The 18,494-nt window shown below is 74.2% G+C and carries 14 protein-coding genes; 6 read left to right on the top strand and 8 right to left on the bottom strand.

The genetic code is table 11. The features are described from left to right. Positions 1-101: 101 nt before the first annotated feature. Entirely contained in the window at positions 102-1,007 is a 906-nt protein-coding gene (locus ACFVX9_RS38155; RefSeq protein ID WP_387986711.1) for an esterase/lipase family protein, read from the bottom strand. 201 nt (positions 1,008-1,208) lie between these two features. On the opposite strand from ACFVX9_RS38155, the gene ACFVX9_RS38160 reads away from it, so the two are divergent. Then, entirely contained in the window at positions 1,209-2,717 is a 1,509-nt protein-coding gene (locus ACFVX9_RS38160) for a helix-turn-helix domain-containing protein (protein ID WP_387986694.1), read from the top strand. A gap of 45 nt (positions 2,718-2,762) precedes the next feature. Here the strand turns inward: ACFVX9_RS38160 and ACFVX9_RS38165 are convergent, their stop codons facing one another. Further along, positions 2,763-3,518: an acyltransferase gene (locus tag ACFVX9_RS38165; protein WP_380379322.1), complete on the bottom strand. Its 756-nt coding sequence runs from the start codon at positions 3,516-3,518 to the stop codon at positions 2,763-2,765. Between the two features lie 168 nt (positions 3,519-3,686). Between ACFVX9_RS38165 and ACFVX9_RS38170 the strand changes: the two genes are divergently transcribed. Next, a complete protein-coding gene (locus tag ACFVX9_RS38170; protein ID WP_380379324.1) occupies positions 3,687-4,448 on the top strand; it encodes a maleylpyruvate isomerase family mycothiol-dependent enzyme in 762 nt (253 codons plus the stop codon). A 93-nt stretch (positions 4,449-4,541) separates the two neighbouring features. Here the strand turns inward: ACFVX9_RS38170 and ACFVX9_RS38175 are convergent, their stop codons facing one another. Beyond that, positions 4,542-5,315 carry an enoyl-CoA hydratase family protein gene (locus tag ACFVX9_RS38175; RefSeq protein ID WP_380379325.1) on the bottom strand — a complete coding sequence of 258 codons (774 nt, stop codon included), beginning with the start codon at positions 5,313-5,315 and terminating at the stop codon, positions 4,542-4,544. A 170-nt stretch (positions 5,316-5,485) separates the two neighbouring features. Further along, complete coding sequence (locus ACFVX9_RS38180) at positions 5,486-6,925, bottom strand: MFS transporter (RefSeq protein ID WP_387986698.1); 1,440 nt, start codon at positions 6,923-6,925, stop codon at positions 5,486-5,488. 120 nt (positions 6,926-7,045) lie between these two features. On the opposite strand from ACFVX9_RS38180, the gene ACFVX9_RS38185 reads away from it, so the two are divergent. Both ACFVX9_RS38185 and ACFVX9_RS38190 read left to right on the top strand, forming a co-directional pair. Continuing rightward, a complete protein-coding gene (locus tag ACFVX9_RS38185) occupies positions 7,046-8,032 on the top strand; it encodes an ArsR/SmtB family transcription factor (RefSeq protein ID WP_380379329.1) in 987 nt (328 codons plus the stop codon). Between the two features lie 261 nt (positions 8,033-8,293). Then, positions 8,294-10,597 carry a glycosyl hydrolase family 18 protein gene (locus ACFVX9_RS38190; protein WP_387986702.1) on the top strand — a complete coding sequence of 768 codons (2,304 nt, stop codon included), beginning with the start codon at positions 8,294-8,296 and terminating at the stop codon, positions 10,595-10,597. A gap of 154 nt (positions 10,598-10,751) precedes the next feature. Here ACFVX9_RS38190 and ACFVX9_RS38195 read toward each other — a convergent pair whose 3' ends face one another. Continuing rightward, positions 10,752-12,053, bottom strand: a complete 1,302-nt coding sequence (locus tag ACFVX9_RS38195) for a geranylgeranyl reductase family protein (protein ID WP_380379350.1) — start codon at positions 12,051-12,053, stop codon at positions 10,752-10,754. A gap of 392 nt (positions 12,054-12,445) precedes the next feature. Here ACFVX9_RS38195 and ACFVX9_RS38200 point away from each other — a divergent pair, with 392 nt between their 5' ends. Next, positions 12,446-13,810: a dipeptidase gene (locus ACFVX9_RS38200; protein WP_380430251.1), complete on the top strand. Its 1,365-nt coding sequence runs from the start codon at positions 12,446-12,448 to the stop codon at positions 13,808-13,810. Here ACFVX9_RS38200 and ACFVX9_RS38205 read toward each other — a convergent pair. Both ACFVX9_RS38205 and ACFVX9_RS38210 read right to left on the bottom strand, forming a co-directional pair. Then, positions 13,786-14,625, bottom strand: a complete 840-nt coding sequence (locus ACFVX9_RS38205) for a DUF4184 family protein (RefSeq protein WP_387986705.1) — start codon at positions 14,623-14,625, stop codon at positions 13,786-13,788. The genes ACFVX9_RS38200 and ACFVX9_RS38205 overlap by 25 nt on opposite strands. Before the next feature lie 196 nt (positions 14,626-14,821). Next, a complete protein-coding gene (locus tag ACFVX9_RS38210; RefSeq protein ID WP_063350148.1) occupies positions 14,822-15,889 on the bottom strand; it encodes an NUDIX hydrolase in 1,068 nt (355 codons plus the stop codon). Positions 15,890-16,364: 475 nt separating this feature from the next. Here ACFVX9_RS38210 and ACFVX9_RS38215 point away from each other — a divergent pair, with 475 nt between their 5' ends. After that, positions 16,365-17,267 carry a PfkB family carbohydrate kinase gene (locus ACFVX9_RS38215; protein ID WP_387986707.1) on the top strand — a complete coding sequence of 301 codons (903 nt, stop codon included), beginning with the start codon at positions 16,365-16,367 and terminating at the stop codon, positions 17,265-17,267. Between the two features lie 129 nt (positions 17,268-17,396). Here ACFVX9_RS38215 and ACFVX9_RS38220 read toward each other — a convergent pair whose 3' ends face one another. After that, positions 17,397-18,347, bottom strand: coding sequence for a C40 family peptidase (locus tag ACFVX9_RS38220; RefSeq protein ID WP_387986709.1), 951 nt, complete (start codon positions 18,345-18,347; stop codon positions 17,397-17,399). Positions 18,348-18,494: the final 147 nt, after the last annotated feature.

Genomic DNA, 18,494 nt, shown 5'->3' on the forward strand with positions numbered 1-18,494 from the left:
ACGTAAACACAGGGGCTTCGGGGCACATGGCCCCCCGGACACGGGACCTTTGCGTCCGGGGGGGGGTTCCTCCGGGCCCGCAGCGTTCCGGTGGGTGCGGCTCAGCCGCAGAACACCGGTGTGGCGTGCGCCGGATCCAAGGCGTTGGTCACCAGGTGCAGCGCCGTCGGCGAGAACGCGATCGCCACGTGCTCGGCGAGCGTGATCGGGCAGTGGTTCTGCAGCACCTCGTTGTCGACGGCCGGGCCGGTCAGGAACTGGGTCCGCCACGGGGTGACGACCTCGTCGTACACGGTCGAGATCACCGTGTAGCTCACGCCCGGCACGGTGTCCGGGCGGGAGGCCATCGTGCGGTTGAAGTCGGAGCCCACCGCCTGGTCGCGGCAGGCCTGGCAGACGGTGAAGATCAGGTCCGCGACGCCGGGGAAGTACGGCACGAGCTTGGTGATCCCGTCGAGCGTCGTGCCGTGGTTGGACGGCGCCAGGCCGACCAGCCGGCCGACCTTCGCGGCCCCGCCGAGGAACTTCAGGTAGTAGTTCGGCAGCATGCCGCCCTGCGAGTGCCCGACGATGTCGACCTTGGCCGCGCCGGTGGCCTTCAGCACCAGGTCGACGAACCGCCCGAGTTGGGCGGCCGAGTCGGGCACCGGGCCCAGGCCGCCGATCGGCAGCAGCAGGCCGCTGCCGCTGGAGGTGATGCCTGGGATGGTGCCGTAGTCGAGCGCGAAGACGCAGTACCCGAGGCCCTTCAGCAGCGGGGAGAGCGCGAGCCAGTTCTCGTAGCGGTTGGCGAAGGTGCCGTGCACGAGGACCACCGGATCGGGGTGGGCGGCGCTCGGGCGGCAGTTCCAGTCGTTGGCGCCGGGCGGCGAGGCCACCGAGTCACCGTCGGGCGGCAGTTCGGCGGCGGCGGAGGTGGCGGCAGCGCTGAGGGAGCGGGCGGCGGCGGGCGCGACGGAGGGGGACGTCACGGCGCTCGCCGGGGCGGCCGACGCGCCGGCCAGCATCGCGCCCGCCAGCACGGTCGCGCCGATGGCCCCGCCGAGCCTGCGGCGCACGGGAGTTGCGGAGAAGCGGAGAAGTGGGGTTCTCAACTGTTGCCTCCACGGCGGAAGTTTGTTACCAACAGGTAACCCGAGTGGCTCCATCATGCGGTCGCCCCTCCGGCCCGGCCCTTGGGCGTTCCCCAGACCTGGACGGTGTTCTCTGTGACCGGTCACAACGCACCCGCCGCCTCGCCCGGCCGCTCACCCGACGCCACACCCCGCTCCGAGCCGCACTCCGCGCCCGCCTCCGTGCCCCCCTCCGCAGCCGACCGCACACCCGTCCGTGCGCCCGAGCCCACCGCCGTCCCCGACCACACCACCGTTCGCGCGCCCGACCGCACCGCCGACCACACCATCGACCGCACCGCCGACCGCACGCCCGGCTGGCGCGTCCCGGTGATCGGCGGCCGACCGGCCGACCAACGACTCCTGGGCGGTGTACGCCAGTTGGCCGAGAGCGTGGTCGCCGCCCTGCTGGACCGCGTGCCGGTGTACCACCGCCTGCCCCGCGAACAGCTCACCGGCGAACTCACCCGCGACACCGAGCGCCGGATCCGCGCCCTGGCCCACGCCGTCCGCACCGGACTCCCCGCCCCCGACGAGGAGTTCGCCGCCGTCCGGGAGGCCGCCGCCCGCCGCGCCGAGGAGGGCCTGCCGCTGGACGCCGTCCTGCTCGCCCACCACCTCGGGCTGGAGGTCTGCTGGGAGTTCGTCACCCGGCACGCCCGCGACGGCGACGCCGCCGACCTGCTCGTCCTCAACCGGCTGCTGCTCGACCAGCTCCGCCAGGCCACCACCGCCGCCGGCGCCGGCTACCTCGACGAACGCCGCCCGACCGGCGACCGGCGCGGCGCCGCCCGGCAGTCGCTGCTCACCGCACTGCTCGCCGGCACCCCGGCGGACGAGGCCGCCGCCCGGGCCGGGCTCCAACTGCCGCCCCGGTACGCCGTCCTGTGCCTGTCCGTCGCCGACCACCCCGACGAGCACGCCCCCGGCGTCGACCCGGGCATCGCCGGCCGCCGCAAGCTCCGCCGGCTAGTCGCCGAACTCGACCACCGGACACGGCAGTCGGCGATCACCACGCTCACCCCCTCGGGCGGCCTCGTGCTCGTCCCGCTCGGGCCGCCCCCGGAGGCCCGGCCGGGCCTCCGGCCGGAGAGAGCGTCCGGGCGCCCCGGCACGCCCGCCGAACTCCCGTGGCAGCACCTCGCCGCCACCGTCGCCGCGGCCGCCCGGGCCGGAGGCGTCCCCGTCCTGGCCGCGGCGGCGTCCGCCGCACCCTGCGAGGTGCCGGGCGCGGCCGCGCTCGCGTACGAAGTCCTGGACGTGGCCCGCGCGTTCGACCGTCCACCCGGCCTGTACCGGCTCGACGACGTCCTGCTCGAATACCAGCTCACCCGCCCCAGCCAGGCCCGCTCCCGACTCGCCGCACTGCTCGAACCACTGGCCGACGGCGGCGAGTTGCTCACCACCCTGCGCACCCACCTGGCCGGCGGGCTCAACCGGCGGCACACCGCGGGCGCCCTGCACCTGCACCCGAACACCGTCGACTACCGGCTGCGCCGGATCGCCGCCCTCACCGGCCTCGACCCCGCCCGCCCCGCCGACGTCCTGCGGATCACCGCCGCCATCGCCGCCCGCGCCGCCGAACAGGCCCCCGCAGTCCGATAGCGACGTACCGGCACCCGCCCCACCGGGAACGGCGGCGCGGGTGCATCAGCCCTGCTCCCCCGGCAACCGCAGGTCCCACCCCACCAGGGCCCGCAGTTGCTCCGCCGTCACGCCGTCCGGCACCGGCTGGGGTGCGTCGTGGCGCAGCGGCGGCTGCCAGCCCTCCTCGGCCGTCCAACGGCGGACCACCTTGGCCGGCGCCCCGGCCACCACGCTGTGGTCGGGCACCTCGCCGCGCACCACCGCGCCCGCCGCGACCACCACGTTGCGGCCGATCCGGGCCCCCGGCAGGATCACCGCGCCGGTGCCGATCCAGCTCCCGGCACCGATCTCCACCGGTTCGTTGCGCGGCCACTGCTTGCCGATCGGCAGGTCGGTGGACCGGTACTCGTGCGCCTGGTCGGAGATGTAGACGCCGGGCCCGGTCCACACGTCGTCGCCGAGGACGATCGACTGGTGGCCCACGATGTGGCTGTCCCGGCCGATCACACAGCCGCCGCCGATCCGTACGATCGGCTCGGGCCCGAGGTCGAGGCCGGGCAGGAAACCGGCGCTGATGGTGACCCGCTCGCCGATGATCGAGAACGGCCCGATGGTGATCCACTGCTCGTTGAAGACCGCGCCGAGCGGGAACGCCAGCGTCGTACCGTCGCCCAACTCGCCGAACCGGTACGGGCCCGGGCTCTGCCGGGTGACCGCACCGGTCCTCTGCACCCAGCGCCAGCCCCGGTGGACGAGGCGGCCGGCGGCACGGCGGCCACCGGCTCGGACCGCGGAGAGCAGCGAACGGGTTATCGGCATGCCCTCACGTTACCGGCCCGTAGGGTCCGGCCGGCCGCCGGGCGGTCAACATCACACCGGCCCCGCACCCACCCTGGCCTGCGGCCTCCCACGGCCAGGCCCGACCCTCCACCCGGGCGGGTCCGAAAACCGCAACCGGCCGGCGGGCTCCGGTGCAACACTCCCCCCATGGAGATCACCGAACACATCGACGCCCTGCGCCGCGAGGGCACCCTGCTCGCCGAAGCGGCCGCCCGTACCGACCTCGCCGCCCCCGTACCGACCTGCCCGGACTGGAGCCTCAACGACCTGCTGAGGCACGTCGGAAACGTCCACCGCTGGGCCGCCGCCTACCCCTCCCAGGGCCTGCCCGCGCCCCTCGACGAGGACGGCAGGCGGGCCGTGATCGGGCCGGCGCCGTCCGACGCGGCACTGCTCGACTGGTTCCGCGAAGGCCACGCCGCCCTGGTGGACACGCTCACCCGGGCCCCGGCCGACGTCGAGTGCTGGAGCTTCCTGCCGTCGCCCAGCCCGCTCAGGTTCTGGGCCCGCCGCCAGGCGCACGAGACCGCCGTCCACCGCGCCGACGCCGACGCGGCGGCCGGCACCGAGGGCCCCAGGGTGGACACCGCTCTCGCCCTCGACGGCATCGACGAACTGCTGGGCGGCTTCGTGGCCAGCAGCCGCTCCCGGCTGCGCAGCGAACGGACCCGCACCATCGGGGTCCGGACCACCGACGGCCCCGGCTCCTGGCAGCTGACCATCACCCAGGAGCCGCCGGCCGTCGGCACGGGCGGCACCGCCGAACCGGCCGACCTCACCCTCACCGGCCCCGCCCACGACCTGTACCTGCTGCTGTGGAACCGGCTCCCGGTCGGGTCCGCGCAGGTCGAACTCGCCGGCGACGAGGCGCTGCTCGAACTCTGGCGGACCAGCGCGGTCATCGGCTGAGGCCGCGCTGCACGTAGCGCGCCGCGGGTAACGCGCCGCGGGTAGCGTGCCGCGCGCTGGGATCAGGGGCCGGGGGGGTGGAGCGGCCCGGGTTCAGCGCACCCAGCGCGCGGGCCGCTTCTCCAGGAACGCCCGCATCCCCTCCTGCGCCTCCGCCGACCCGAACAGCCGCGCCGACAACTCCACCAGCCCCTCCGCGTCCCGCTCGAAGGACCGCACCACCTCGGCGTTGGCCAGCCGCTTGGACTCCGCCAGCCCCTGCGGGGAGCCCTGGCGCAGCGCGTCCAGCAGGCCCTTCAACACGACCCCGGTGTCCTCGGCGGACTCGGTGGCGCGGGTGATCAGGCCGATTCGGGCGGCCTCGACGGCGTCGAAGACCTCACCGGTGAGGTAGTAGCGGGAGGCGGCGCGCGGGTCCAGCTTGGGGCGCAGCGGCAGCGAGATCACGGCGGGCGCGAGGCCGAGCCGGACCTCGGTGAACGCGAAGGTCGCGGCCGGCCCGGCGAGGGCGAGGTCCGCCGCGCCGATCAGGCCGAGGCCGCCGGCCCGGGCGTGCCCGTCGATCACGGCGATCACCGGCTTGGTGCAGTCGACGATCGCCCGCTGCAGCTCGACCAGTCCGCGCGGGCCGACCGTCGGGTCCGCGCCGGTCGCCTCGGACAGGTCCGCACCCGCGCAGAACACCTTGCCGGTGTGCCCGAGCACCACGGCCCGGACCTCCGGGTCGGCCGCGGCGACCGCCAGACCGGCGTGCAGTTCGGCCATCAGCCGGGTGGAGAGTGCGTTGCGGTTGTGCGGCGAGTCGAGGGTGATCGTGGTGACGGCGTCGGCGGTGGTGACGCGGACGAGGGGCTCTGCGCTGGTCATCGGCGGGGCCTGCCTTCCGGCTGAGGGTGGGTCGGACTGCCGCGCCGCCCAGGGTGCCCGGGCGACGCCCGGACGACTCTGGCACGCCCACCCGCCCCTCGGCCAGAGCCAATCCCGCCCGAGGCGCTGATCGGGATCGAGGCCCTCACGCTCGTCCAGGAGTAGCCGCGTCACCGAGCCTCGGCGTCCCCTTCCCGTCGCCCGGCCCACCGGACGGCGGGGCCCATCGCCAGGCCCGCCGCCGCCAGCACCGCACCCAGGACGGCCCAGCCGGCCAGACCGAACCCGATCACGGCAGTGCTGACCAGGGCCGGACCGGCCATCATCGACGCCGCCGAACCCGCGTTGTACACGCCCTGGTAGGCGCCGTGGTCGCGCTCCCCCGCGAGGTCGTAGCTGAGCGCCCAGCCGCCGGCCTGGCCGAACACCTCGCCCAGCGACTGCAGTGCGATGCCGCCGAGCACCACCACGGCGGCGACGAGCGCGGGCAGGCCGTGCGCGAGGCCGACGACCAGGCACGAGGCGGCGAGCAGCAGCCCCCCGCGGCCGCAGAGCCGGGCTGCCGTCGCGCGGTCCTCCGTCCCCCGGGTGGCCCGCACCTGAAGGGCGATCACCAGCAGGGTGTTGACGATCAGGGTGCCCGCGACGGTGATCCGGGGCGCCTCGGTGTCATGGACGATCCACAGCGGCACGCCGACCTCCAGGACGGCGAACTGCAGGGCGAGGACCGCGTTCAGCACCGTCACGACCAGGAACGGGCCGTCCCGCAGCGCCGGATTGCGCCGCTTGCCCCGCCGGGCACCGCCGTCCCCCGGTTCCGCGGACGGCGCGACCGGGGCCGGGTGCGCGTGGGCGGGGAGGCGGTGGGCGGGGAGGCGGTGGAACAGCACGGCGACGACCACGAAGGAAGCGGCGTCGGCCAGAATCGCCGTCAGATAGGCCGGCTTGGTGTCCACCTGGAGCGCGATCGCGCCGACGGCCGTCCCCAAGCAGATGCCCACGTTGGTCACCACCCGCAGGTAGGCCCGGCCCGCCACCCGGCGGTCGGGCGGCAGCACCTCGGCGTAGAGCGCGTTCCGCACGGCGGCGGACCCGCGGTCGACGGCCGCGACCCCGCAGGCCAGCACCACGAAGGCCGGATAGCTGTGCACGAGCGTGTACCCGGCGGTGCCGACCGCCTGCACTGCGACCAGCACGACCAGCACCGGCCGGGCACCCCAACGGTCGGCGGCCCGCCCGGCCGGCACGCTCGCGACGACGCCGCACAGGCCGGCGGCGGTCAGCCCGAGCCCCAGCTGGGCGGGGCTCAGACCGAGCACCCGGGTGAAGAACAGCACCGCGACGGACAGGGACAGGCCGCTGCCGATCGTGTTGACCAGAGTGATCCCGGCCAGCCGCCGGACCATCGGGTCGGGGTGCAGCCGCCGTCGCACGGCGCTGACGAGCCCGCCGCCGGCCTGCGGGTCTGCGGTGTCTCCGGGGTCTGCGGTCGTTGCGATCGTTGCGGTGTCTGCGGTGTCTGCGGTGCTTGCGGTGGTTGCCGTGATGGCGGCGCCTCCGGGCATGGCGGGGTCGGGTCCGGACGTCTCCGCCGGCGAGGTGGTGGTCATGTGCTGATCACACCGCCCGACGGCCCGGGTCCGGTACTCCTTTAGGCTCTGGCTAAAACCACGCGCCCCACGCGCCCCAGCCCCGGCGCCCATGCGCCGCGCCGCAGGAGAGCACCCCCCGTGCACCGCTTCACGCTCGGCCTGGCCGACCTCGCCACCACCTGGTTCGCCGTCTCCCCGATCCAGGAGGCCTCGCTCAGCCTGCGCATGTGGACCCACCCCGGGGTCTACCAGCTCCAGACCCCGGCCTTCGAGCGGCTCCGGCCCGCCTTCGAACGGCTGGACTCCACGCTGCTGCTGTCACTCATCGCCGGGAACCGCTGGATCCCCGACTTCCTGACGCCCCGCCCGGCCTCGCCCGCCGCCGACTTCCGCACCGAGCTGGCCACCGTCCGCGCGCTGCCGCCGGAGCAGCTGCGCCCCGAACTGGAGCAGGTCTTCCTGCCGCACGGGCGGCCCCTGCCCGCCGCGCTCGCCGCCGGACTGGCCGACCCGGCGCGGCTGTTGCAGCGGATCGCCGACGCGCTGGAGGAGTACTGGGAGGTCTGCCTCGCGCCGTCCTGGTGGCCGCAGGCCCGTGCGGTCCTGGACGCCGACCTGGTCTACCGGGCCCGGCTGCTCTCCCAGCACGGCGCGGCGGCGCTCTTCGCCGACCTGGACCACCGGCTGCACTGGGAGGACGGCGTCCTGTCGATCAACCGCCGGTGGACGGACTGGGACGCGGAGACCGCCGTGGACGGCCGCGGCCTCGTCCTCATCCCGACCTTCTTCGCCCGCGGCGCGATCACGATGATCAGCAACGAGCGTGCGCCGCAGATCAGTTACCCGGCGCGCGGCCAGGCGGGCATGGCCGGCCCGGGGACGCCGGTGCCGCCGCGGGCGCTGGAGGCGCTGGTCGGCGCGCCGAAGGCCCGACTGCTGGCCCTGCTCGCCGAACCCGCCTCCACCACCGACCTCGCCTACCGGCTGGGCGTCACCCCCGGCGCGGTCAGCCAGCACCTGTCCGTCCTCGCCGCCACCGGCCTGGTCACCCGGGCCCGGCACGGCCGCTCGGTGCTGTACCTGCGCAGCCCGCTCGGGGACGAGCTGACGGGGGCGAACAGGTGACAAGTAACAGATAACAGATTTCAACATCTGTTATCTGTTATCTGAAAGTTGTCACCTGTTCGCCCCCGCAGCCCCCGACCGGCCCGCGCCACCCCGACGAATCCCCCAACTCCCCAGTGGTACAGACCTGTTGACGCATTGGTCCAGTCCTCCTACAGTGCCCATGCCCCGCCTCCCCACGGCGCGGGCACCCATCGCACACGCACCAAGCACAGCGGTTCTACGTCACCCTGTTCAACCCCCACAGTCACAGGGAGAACCATGTCCGCTCGATCCCGGGCCAGGCGCCCGCGCGTGCGCAGCAGACTGCTGGCACTGCTCTCCGTCCTGCTCCTGCCCCTCGCCGCGCTCACCGCGCTGGCCGCCCCGGCGAACGCCGCCGGAAAGCTCACCGCCGCCTTCACCACCGCCAACAACGGCTCCTGGTGGCAGGGCACCTACATCGTCCACAACGACAACGCCACCGCCGTGACCGGCTGGACCCTGGAGTTCGACCTGCCTGCCGGCGTCACCATCGGCAACAGCTACAACGGCACCGCCACCGTCAACGGCCAGCACGTCACCGCGACCAACGCGTTCTACAACGCCACCGTCAACGCCCACACCACCACCGAGCCGTACAGCTTCTGGTTCGTCGGCAACGGCCCGGTCGCCACCCCCACCAACTGCCGCATCAACGGCGACAAGTGCGACGGCACCGCCGACGTCCCGCCGTCCGCGCCGGGCACCCCGGCGGTCACCGAGTCCACCGCGCACACGCTCGCCCTGACCTGGCCGGTCGCCACCGGCGGGGACTTCCCGGTCATCTCCTACGACGTGCTCAACGGCGCCACCGTGGTCGGCTCCAGCACCACCACCAGTGCCCTGCTCACCGGGCTCACCCCGGCCACCACGTACACGCTGACCGTCCGGGCCAAGGACAGCCGCGGCAACACCGGACCACTCAGCGCGCCCGTCACCGCCGCCACCTTCGACCCGTCGACCGACCCGGTCCCGCCCACCGCGCCGACCAACCTCCGTACCACGGCGGTCAGTTCGTCAGACGTCACGCTCGTCTGGAACGCCGCGACCGACAACGTCCGGGTCGCCGCGTACGACGTCTACCAGGGCGGCACGCTGGTGTCGACGGTCGGCGGCGGCACCCTGACCGCGACGGTCGGCAGCCTGTCCCCGTCCACCACCTACACGTTCACCGTGAAGGCCCGCGACCCCGCCGACAACGCCTCGCCCGCCTCCGTCCCGCTCACCGCCACCACCTCGGACCTGGTCGGCGCCGGAAAGTACGCCCGGGTCGGCTACTTCGTCCAGTGGGGCATCTACGGCCGCCAGTACTTCGTCAAGAACCTCGACACCTCCGGCAGCGCGGCCAAGCTCGACGTCGTCAACTACGCCTTCGAGAACATCGATCCGGTCAACCTGACCTGCCTGGCGGGCGTCACCAAGGGCACCACCGCCAACCCGCAGGACCCGGACCAGGGCACCGGCGCCGGTGACGCCGACGCCGACTACGCCCGCCCGATGAGCGCCGACCAGTCGGTGGACGGCGTGGCCGACGACGGCTGGGGCAAACTCCGCGGCAACCTCAACCAGGTGAAGAAGCTGAAGGCCAAGTACCCGAACCTGAAGGTGGTCGTCTCACTCGGCGGCTGGACGTACTCCAAGTACTTCTCGGACGTCGCCGCCACCGACGCCTCCCGCCAGAAGTTCGTCAAGTCCTGCCTCGACGTGTGGATCAAGGGCAACCTGCCGGTCTACAACGGCGCCGGCGGCGACGGCGTGGCGGCCGGGATCTTCGACGGCATCGACCTCGACTGGGAGTGGCCCGGCTCCGCCGACGGCCACGCCGGCAACCACTGGAGCGCCAACGACAAGGGCAACCTGACCCTGCTGCTGGCCGAATTCCGCAAGCAGCTCGACGCGTTGGGCGGCTCGCACAAGCTGCTCACCGCCTTCACCCCGGCCGACCCGGCGAAGGTCGCCGCGGGCTGGGACCTCACGAAGATCTTCAGCTCGCTGGACATCGCCAACGTCCAGGGCTACGACTTCCACGGCTCCGGCAGCGACAACTCCTGGGAGCCCAACCGCACCGGCCCCCAGGCCAACCTCTACGCCGACCCGAACGACCCGTACAACTTCCACTTCAGCGTGGACGCGGCGGTCCAGACCTACCTCGGCGCCGGGGTCAACCCGCGCAAGCTCACCATCGGCTTCCCGTTCTACGGGCGCGGCTGGCAGGGCGTGGCGGACGGCGGCGCCTCCGGCGTGTGGCAGTCCGCGAACGGCGCGGCCCCGGGCCAGTTCAGCGAGGAGGCCGGCACCCGCGGCTACAACAACCTCATCACCGGCGTCCCCAACCTGACCGTGTACCACGACCCCAAGTCCATTGCTACGTACGGCTACACCGGAGCCGGCGGCCAGTGGTGGACCTTCGACGACGCCTGGTCGATCGCCCAGAAGACGGCCTACCTCAAGTCGAAGAACCTGCTCGGCGGCATGATCTGGGAGATGTCCGGCGACACTCCCTCCGGCACGCTCATCAACGCACTCGACTCCGGGCTCAAATAGCCGGAGGGCACGGCCCGTTGGGCCGGTGGGGCAGCAAGGACCGGCGCTCCGAGAACAACGGAGCGCCGGCCCGCGCCTCAGGTGCCCCAGGTGCCTCAGGTGCCCGACGGGCCTCCAGGGCCCCCAGGGCCGCACCCGCTTCCAGGGCCTCCCGTCACCGGGACGCCATCGCCGCCAGCTTCCTGGCCGCCCGGTACTGCCGGAGCACCTGCGCGAAGGAGGTGTGCCCCTGGGTGGTCCGGGCGAAGGCCCGCCAGGCCGGCGCCACCAGGCAGACCGCCGCGTGGAACAGGTACGGGCGCCGCTCGAAGGCGCCCAGCAGCTGCTTGCCGGCGCGCATCTCCACGCCCAGCCCGGCCTTGATGGCGAACGCGTAGTTCAGCGCCTCGCGCCGCACGTCCGCCGCCTTGCCCGCCTCCGCGACCTTCACCGCCCACTCGCCGGCCAGCCGGCCCGAGCGCAGCGCGTACGAGATGCCCTCACGGGTCCACGGCTCCAGCAGTCCGGCCGCGTCCCCGGCGACCAGCACCCGGCCGCGGGAGAGCGGCGAGTCCTCGGCCCGGCAGCGGGTCAGGTGCCCGGACTCCACGCTCGGGGTGAAGCCGGACAGCCCCAACCGCCGGATGTAGTCGGCGAGATACTGCTTGGTCCGCTCGCCGTCGCCGCGCGCCGAGATGACGCCGACGGTCAGGCTGCTCGACTCGGTCTTCGGGAACACCCAGCCGTAACTGCCGGGCAGCGGGCCCCAGTCGAGGTGGATCCGGCCCGACCAGTCCGCGGCGACCTGCGGCGGGACGGGGATCTCCGCCTCCAGGCCGAGGTCGATCTGGTCGAAGGTGACGCCGACGTGCCGGGCGATCCGGCTCGCGCTGCCGTCCGCGCCGACCACCGCGCGCGCCTCGAAGGTGCGCCCGTCGGCGGCCGTCACCAGCGCCGTCCGGTGCTCGCCGCCGCGCTGCTCGACGCCGGTGACGGTCACTCCGGTGACCAGCACCGCCCCGGCCTGCTTGGCCGCCTGCACCAGGCGCAGGTCGAACTCGTCCCGGTTGACCAGGCCGAACAGCATCCGCCGGGACCGACGCGTCCGGGTGAACCGCCCGTCGTAGGCGAAGGTGACGGCGTGCACGCGGTCCTGCAACGGCAGCCGGAAGTCGGGCGGCAGGCTGTCCCGGGACGGGCCGATGATGCCGCCGCCGCAGGTCTTGTAACGGGGGTGCTCGGCCTTGTCGAGGAGCAGCACCCGCCGGCCCTGGACGGCGGCGGCGTGCGCGGCCGAGGCTCCGGCCGGTCCGGCGCCGACCACCACGACGTCCCAGACGCCGTCGAGCGGCTCGGGCGCCGACCGGCCGGCCCTCGGCGCGGTCTCGGCTTCGGTCTCGGCTTCGGTCCCAGCCTCGGTCGCGGCTTCGAACACCGTCTCGGTCCCGGCCTCGGGCACCGTCCCGGTCTCGGACACCGTCTCGGGCGTCCCCTCGGACGCCTCGCCTGACGGCTGACCTGACGACCGGCCTGACGGCCGTCCGGACACCTCGGCGTCGAGCGGCGAGGCCTCGGTGTCGAGTGGGCTGCGGGAATCGGAGCTTCCGGAGTCAGTCACGTCGAGCAATCCTATGCGTCCGCCGGACCCGCCGCTGGCCGCGCCGCCCCGAACGCCAGACCGAACCCAGATCGAACCCAGGCCGAGCCCGGGGCGATCCATCGGACCGATCCACCAGACGGTGCGCCGGGCGGGATCGCCGGGTAAAACCACCCGATCGGACTGTTCGAGTCCGCCTATGATCGGCGGTACCCAAACCGCCCCCTCCGCCCGCACCACCCCTCGGGCGAAGCCTTCCCCTCGGAGCCCCGATGTCACAGCCGCTGGCCGACGCCGTCCGGTCCCTGATGGACCGTGCCCGCACCGACCTCGCCGAACTGGTCGCCTTCCCCTCGGTCGCCGACCCGCGCCAGTTCCCGGTCGAGGAGTGCGAGAAGGCCGCCCGCTGGGTCGCCGACGCCTTCGCCGCCGAAGGCCTGACCAACGTCCAACTGCTGGACACCCCGGACGGCACCCAGTCCGTCTACGCCGAACTGCCCGGCCCCCAGGGCGCGCCGACCGTGCTGCTCTACTCGCACTACGACGTCCAGCCCCCGCTCGACGAGAACGCCTGGCTCAGCCCCGCCTTCGAACTGACCGAGCGTGACGGCCGCTGGTACGGGCGCGGCGCCGCCGACTGCAAGGGCAACATCCTGATGCACCTGACCGCCCTGCGGGCGCTGCGGCAGGCGTACGGCGACGGCTACCCGGTCGGCCTGAAGATCATCGTCGAGGGCTCGGAGGAGCAGGGCACCGGCGGCCTGGAGCGCTACGCCGAGGCCCACCCCGAACTGCTCGCCGCCGACGCCATCATCATCGGCGACACCGGCAACTTCGCCCCCGGCCTGCCCACCGTGACCGCCTCGCTGCGCGGCATGACGGTCGTCGAGGTCGCGGTCACCACCCTGGCCGGCAACCTGCACTCCGGCGCCTTCGGCGGCGCCGCCCCGGACGCGCTGCAGTCGCTGGTCCGGATGCTCGCCTCGCTGCACGACGAGCACGGCGACGTCGCGGTGGCCGGACTGACCGGCGGCCAGACCTGGAGCGGTGTCCAGTACCCGGAGGAGCAGTTCCGCTCCGACGCCAAGGTGCTCGACGGCGTCGCCCTGACCGGCACCGGCACCATCGCCGACCGCCTGTGGGCCCGCCCCGCGATCACCGTCCTCGGCATCGACGCCCCGCCGGTGATCGGCGCCACCTCCTCCGTCCAGGCCGCCGCCAAGGCCCTGGTCAGCCTGCGCGTCCCGCCGGGCAACGACCCGACCGCCGCCCAGGACGCGCTGGTCGCCCACCTGGAGGCGCAGGTCCCGCTCGGCGCCCGTCTGACCGTCGAACGCCAGGGCACCGGTGCCCCGTTCAACGCCGACACCACCGGCCCGGCGTACGAGGCGATGGGCGAGGCCATGGCCGAGGCCTTCGGCACCGAGATGGTCGCCTCCGGCGAGGGCGGCTCGATCCCGCTCTGCAACACGCTGCGCTCGCTCTACCCGAAGGCCGAGATCGTGCTGATCGGCGTCGAGGAGCCGACCACCCAGATCCACGCGGTCAACGAGAGCGTCGACCCGCAGGAACTGGAGCGGATGGCCCTCTCCGAGGCCCTGTTCCTCCGCCGCTACGCCGAACTGCGCTCGGTCTGACGCGCGTTGGTCCGGGGACCGCCGTCGACGGTCCCCGGCACCGGCCGCCCGCCCCGGAACCTGCGGGCGGCACCCGTCACCACCGCGTAACCGACCGCGCCCACCGCGAGCCCGGCCCCGGCGCCGAAGCAGAACTCCGGGATCAGGTTCCGCCGCAGCGGGGCCAGCCGGTGCAGCACTCCGGCCGCCGTCGCCGCGCCCAGGGCCGCGACGGCGGCCCGGCGCGCCCGGGGAGCGAGTGCCACGGCCGGGCGGACCGGCTCCACGCCCCGCACCGCCCGCACCGCCCAGCCCGCCATCGCGGCCAGGGCCAGCGCCGAACTGCCGTACTGCAGCGCCGAGTAGAGCGGAACCCCGGCCACCTCCCGGTCCAGCACCGGCAGCAGCCGGACACCCAGCCGGCCCTCGTGGGTGAACGCGTCCCACCCGACGTGGGTGGCCGCACCGATCGCCGCCGACGCCGCGAACCACGCCGCCCCCGTACCCGCCCCGCCTCCGGCGGGCCGCCGGACCGTCAGTGCCTCGGCCGCGCCCGCCCACCGGTCGGGCAGCAGCGCCACCAGCGGCGCGCGCAGCAGACCGTGCCAACCGGCCACCAGCGCGCCCGCGATCGCCACGTCCAGCGTCGGCACGGCCCACCAGCGGTGCGTCAGACCGCCGTGGCCGTACACCCCGGGCAGCAGCGACTCGGCGAAGAACGGGACGTCGGGCGCCATCGATCCGGCGACCAGCGCCGAGGCGACCAGCGGCCCGCGCTCCCCGGCGGCGCGCAGCAGGGGCAGGACGGCGGCGGGGTGGCTCAGTGTGAACGGCATGCCCCCATCCTCCCGCCCCTGCCGGGCCATCAGCCAACTCCCGGGGGCTGCGGCCAACGCCTGGGGGGCGGCCAACGCCCCGGGACAGCGGCCAACACCTGTGGGCGGCGGCCAACACCTCTGGACCGCCCGGCACCCGGGCTCGTCAGGCGCCCGGGCTCGTCAGGCACCCGGGCTCGTCAGGCCCCCCGGGCGGCTACGCCGCGTCCGCTGTGCTGGCCAGGCCGAGCGCGACCCGGCGGCCCGCCTCCAGGTAGCGCAACTCGCCGCTGCGGCGGGCGTCCAGGGCGGCGGCGAGGCGGCGGTAGCGGCTCGGGGGCAGCAGGTCGGCGGCCTCGTCCAGGGTGACGAAGCGCCAGTCGCGCAGCTCCTCCGCCTGGAGCAGCAGGTTCTGGCGGGCGGCGGCGTCCAGTTGGCCGCCGTCGTACATCAGGCGCAGGCCGCCGCGGCGCGGGCCGGTGCGCGGCTCCCAGTCGACGGCGAGCAGGCGCAGCCCGGTCGGGTCGAGCCGCAGGCCCAGTTCCTCGGCGGTCTCGCGCAGGGCCGCGTCGGTGGGGGCCTCACCGCGTTCGACCACGCCTCCGGGGAAGTCCCAGTCGGGTTTGTAGACCGGGTCGACCAGCAGGACGCGGTCCTGTTCGTCGAAGAACAGGACCGCGGAGGCCACGGTGTCCCCGGTCGGGTCGGGGGTCTGGACGATCGGGCAGCGGGCGGCGCCGACGCGGACCAGTTCGGCGATCCGGTGGGCGGTCTCGCGGGGGGTGAGCTCGCTGGTGTCGAGCATCCGGGCGTCCTCGACCAGCCAGCGCCGGGCGGCCCGGTAGCGGGCCACGTGCTCGAAGCACCACATGCGGACCCGCTCGCTGGCCTCCGGATCTCCCGGGCACTCGTCGCGGTGGGCGATGCGGTGACGCAGGATCGTTTCTTCTGGGTCCAGGACGAAGTGGTGCACCGCTATGCCGTGGGAGGCGAGGTCGCCGAAGATCTCGTCCCGGTAGTCCTCCCTGAGCAGGGTCATCGGGACCACCAACGGGCCCGCGACCTCACTGAGCAGCGCGGCCGCCGTCTCGGGGACGAGCCGGCGCCAGGCCGCCAGGTCCTGGAAGTCGGACACCGTCGCCAGCCGGTCGGCCGGGAGCATCCGGCGCAGGCCGAAGCCCACCAGCTCGGGATCGAAGAGCACGCTCCCGGGCAGCAGTTCCACCAGCTCGCGGCAGGCACTCGTCTTGCCCGCCCCGAATGTGCCATTGACCCAGACGATCACAACGTCCCCTGCCCTCGACTTGCCCCGATGCCGTTCGCACCGGGCAGCGCCCCCGTCGGCCGAACCAGCGCCACCCGTGGTGGTACCCGCGCCACGCCGCTCCCCATACCTCCCCGCCGCGCCCGCCGTTGCGCCCCACCCCGCCCCTTGACAGGGGCATGTGCCCAGGCCAGCCGCCTTCCGGGAGAAATATGTAGACCGGTCTACATCAAAGTTGCACCCTGCTCACACCCTGCGCGCACAGAAAGTCGGCCTGCCCGACTTCCCGTGCGCCATCATCACCCCAGATCACCTCGCATCACCCCCTCCACCCGACTATGTAGACCGACCGACAGATTTCTCCCGGCAATCTCTAGACCGGTCTGCATAATTCAGTAGACCGGTCGACATATTCTTCCCCGCGCCCCTCGCGCGCCCCCCAGCGCCCGCTTGCGCCCGCTTGCGCCGCGCGCACCCCAGCACGTACAGAGGAACGATGAAGCTGCTCCCAGTCGGCCGCGTCATCGTCATCGGCTCGGTCAACGCCGACCGCATCCTCCGCTGCCCCGTCCTCCCCGCCCCCGGCGAGACCGTCCTCGCCACCGCCGCCACCCAGGGGTTCGGCGGCAAGGGCGCGAACCAGGCGGTGGCGGCGGCGCGCATGGGCGCCGCCGCCCACCTGGTCGCGAAGGTCGGACGCGACGCCGACGGCGAAGCCGCGCTCACCGACCTGCGCGGCGCGGAGGTCGAGACGGGCTCCGTGCTCACCCACCCCGACGCGCCGACCGGACAGGCGATCGTCATGGTCGACCCCGCCGGCGAGAACAGCATCGTCGTCGTCCCCGGCGCCAACGCCCACCTGACCGCCGCCGAGGTCACCGCCGCACTCGCCCGCCTGCACCTGCTCCCCGTCGACGTGCTCCTCACCAGCGGCGAGGTCCCCGAGGAGTGCATCCGCGCGACCGCCGCCGCCCTGCCGGCCGACGGCACCCACTGGGTGCACAACGCCGCCCCGGCCGGCTCGCTCCCCGACACCGGTCCGACGGGGCGCCGCCCCCTGGTCGTCGCCAACGCCGTCGAGGCCCGCCAGCTGACCGGCGCCCCCACCGTCGAGGAGGCGGCCCGGGCCCTCGCCCGCCGCGCCGACGGCGTCGTGCTCACCCTCGGCGGCGAGGGCGCGCTGGTCGCCACCGAGGGACGGTCGGCCCGACTCCCCGCCCCCGCCGTCCAGGTCGTCGACACCACCGGTGCCGGCGACGTCTTCTGCGGCGCCCTCGCCGCCGGACTCGCCCGCGGCGCCTCCCTCCCCGCCGCGGCCGCCACCGCTGTGGCCGCCGGCGCGTTCGCCGTCACCGCCCTGGGCGCCCGTGGCGCCCTCCCCCGCCCGACCGACCTCTGACCAGCCACTGCCCGGCGGCGCCGGGCGGGCCGGGCGGACCAGGCCGGCCGGGCGGCCCCAGCCCGCCTCGAACAGGGGCACCCGGGCCACAACTCCCGAACGCCCCCGCCCACTTGTCTAGCACTCGGCCTACGGCCGGCCCATGTACGACGGGTAGTAGCCGCTGCTGATCCCCGAGATCCGGATCAGCGTCCCCGGCCGCGCCGCCTCGACGTACTGGTTGTTGCCCAGGTAGATCGCCACGTGCTGGATGCCCCGCTTGGTGCCGTTGGGAGACCAGAACAGCAGGTCGCCCCGGCGCAGCTGGCCGGCACTGATGGGCGTGGTCGCCGCGTACTGGTCGTTGGCCACCCGCGGCAGGTTCACCCCGCCGCGCCGGAAGGCCTGCTGCACGAGGCCCGAGCAGTCGTACCCGTCCGGCCCGTTGCCCGCGGTCCGGAACGGCTTGCCCAGCTGGCTCAGCGCGAACTGCACGGCGGACTCGATGCCCTGGTCACCCGCCACCGCGCCGGCGGCCGAGCCCGACGAACCCGACGAACCCGACGAGGACGACCCGGACGATCCGGACGATCCGGACGACGACGGGGACCCGCCGCCCGTCCGCGCCACGTACACGTCGTAGTGCGTGGTCCAGCGCCACTCCCCCTTGCTGTTCTTGAACCAGTACCGCGACCCGTCCCACCCCTGCTTGATCCCGCCGCTCGACTTCGCACCCGTCGACGGGGGCTTCGCCGCGGAGGAGGATCCGCCCCCTGTCCGCGCCACGTACACGTCGTAGTGCGTGGTCCAGCGCCACTGCCCCTGACTGTTCTTGAACCAGTACCGCGAGCCGTCCCACCCGGCGTGCGCCGGTGCCGACTCGGCGGCCGCGGGGCTGACGCCGGGGCCGACGCCGATCACACCCGCACCGGCCACGATCACGGCCACCATGCCTATCCCCCGGCGCACCCGCGCGACCCGCGAGGGACGGACGGGACGGACGGGGCGGACGTCAGCCGCCCGCTGGTCGACGGTGGCGGCAGCGTGCTGCCCGGTCGGTTCGTCGGCGGCACCCGGCGCGCCGGTGTTGACGGTGGTCATCCTGCTGTCTTCCCTCACTGCTGCGAACTGCCGCCACGGGGGCGGCTGCGGAATCGGCTACGGACACGCACGTCCCGGTGAGACGGCACGTACGGCTCGGCAGACCCCGCCCGGCGTGCCACGGCCTCCGGTCGTGCGACCGGGAGC

The organism is Kitasatospora sp. NPDC058243, from assembly GCF_042882025.1.
In the GTDB taxonomy this organism is placed as follows: Bacteria; Actinomycetota; Actinomycetes; order Streptomycetales; family Streptomycetaceae; genus Kitasatospora.

What these genes read in the sequence shown, in the direction of transcription:
- ACFVX9_RS38155 (WP_387986711.1), bottom strand. Translation starts at nt 1,007, where the DNA reads ATGCTGGCCGGCGCGTCGGCCGCCCCGGCGAGCGCCGTGACGTCCCCC.
- ACFVX9_RS38165 (WP_380379322.1), bottom strand. Translation starts at nt 3,518, where the DNA reads ATGCCGATAACCCGTTCGCTGCTCTCCGCGGTCCGAGCCGGTGGCCGC.
- ACFVX9_RS38170 (WP_380379324.1), top strand. Translation starts at nt 3,687, where the DNA reads ATGGAGATCACCGAACACATCGACGCCCTGCGCCGCGAGGGCACCCTG.
- ACFVX9_RS38175 (WP_380379325.1), bottom strand. Translation starts at nt 5,315, where the DNA reads ATGACCAGCGCAGAGCCCCTCGTCCGCGTCACCACCGCCGACGCCGTC.
- ACFVX9_RS38180 (WP_387986698.1), bottom strand. Translation starts at nt 6,925, where the DNA reads ATGACCACCACCTCGCCGGCGGAGACGTCCGGACCCGACCCCGCCATG.
- ACFVX9_RS38190 (WP_387986702.1), top strand. Translation starts at nt 8,294, where the DNA reads ATGTCCGCTCGATCCCGGGCCAGGCGCCCGCGCGTGCGCAGCAGACTG.
- ACFVX9_RS38200 (WP_380430251.1), top strand. Translation starts at nt 12,446, where the DNA reads ATGTCACAGCCGCTGGCCGACGCCGTCCGGTCCCTGATGGACCGTGCC.
- ACFVX9_RS38205 (WP_387986705.1), bottom strand. Translation starts at nt 14,625, where the DNA reads ATGCCGTTCACACTGAGCCACCCCGCCGCCGTCCTGCCCCTGCTGCGC.
- ACFVX9_RS38215 (WP_387986707.1), top strand. Translation starts at nt 16,365, where the DNA reads ATGAAGCTGCTCCCAGTCGGCCGCGTCATCGTCATCGGCTCGGTCAAC.
- ACFVX9_RS38220 (WP_387986709.1), bottom strand. Translation starts at nt 18,347, where the DNA reads ATGACCACCGTCAACACCGGCGCGCCGGGTGCCGCCGACGAACCGACC.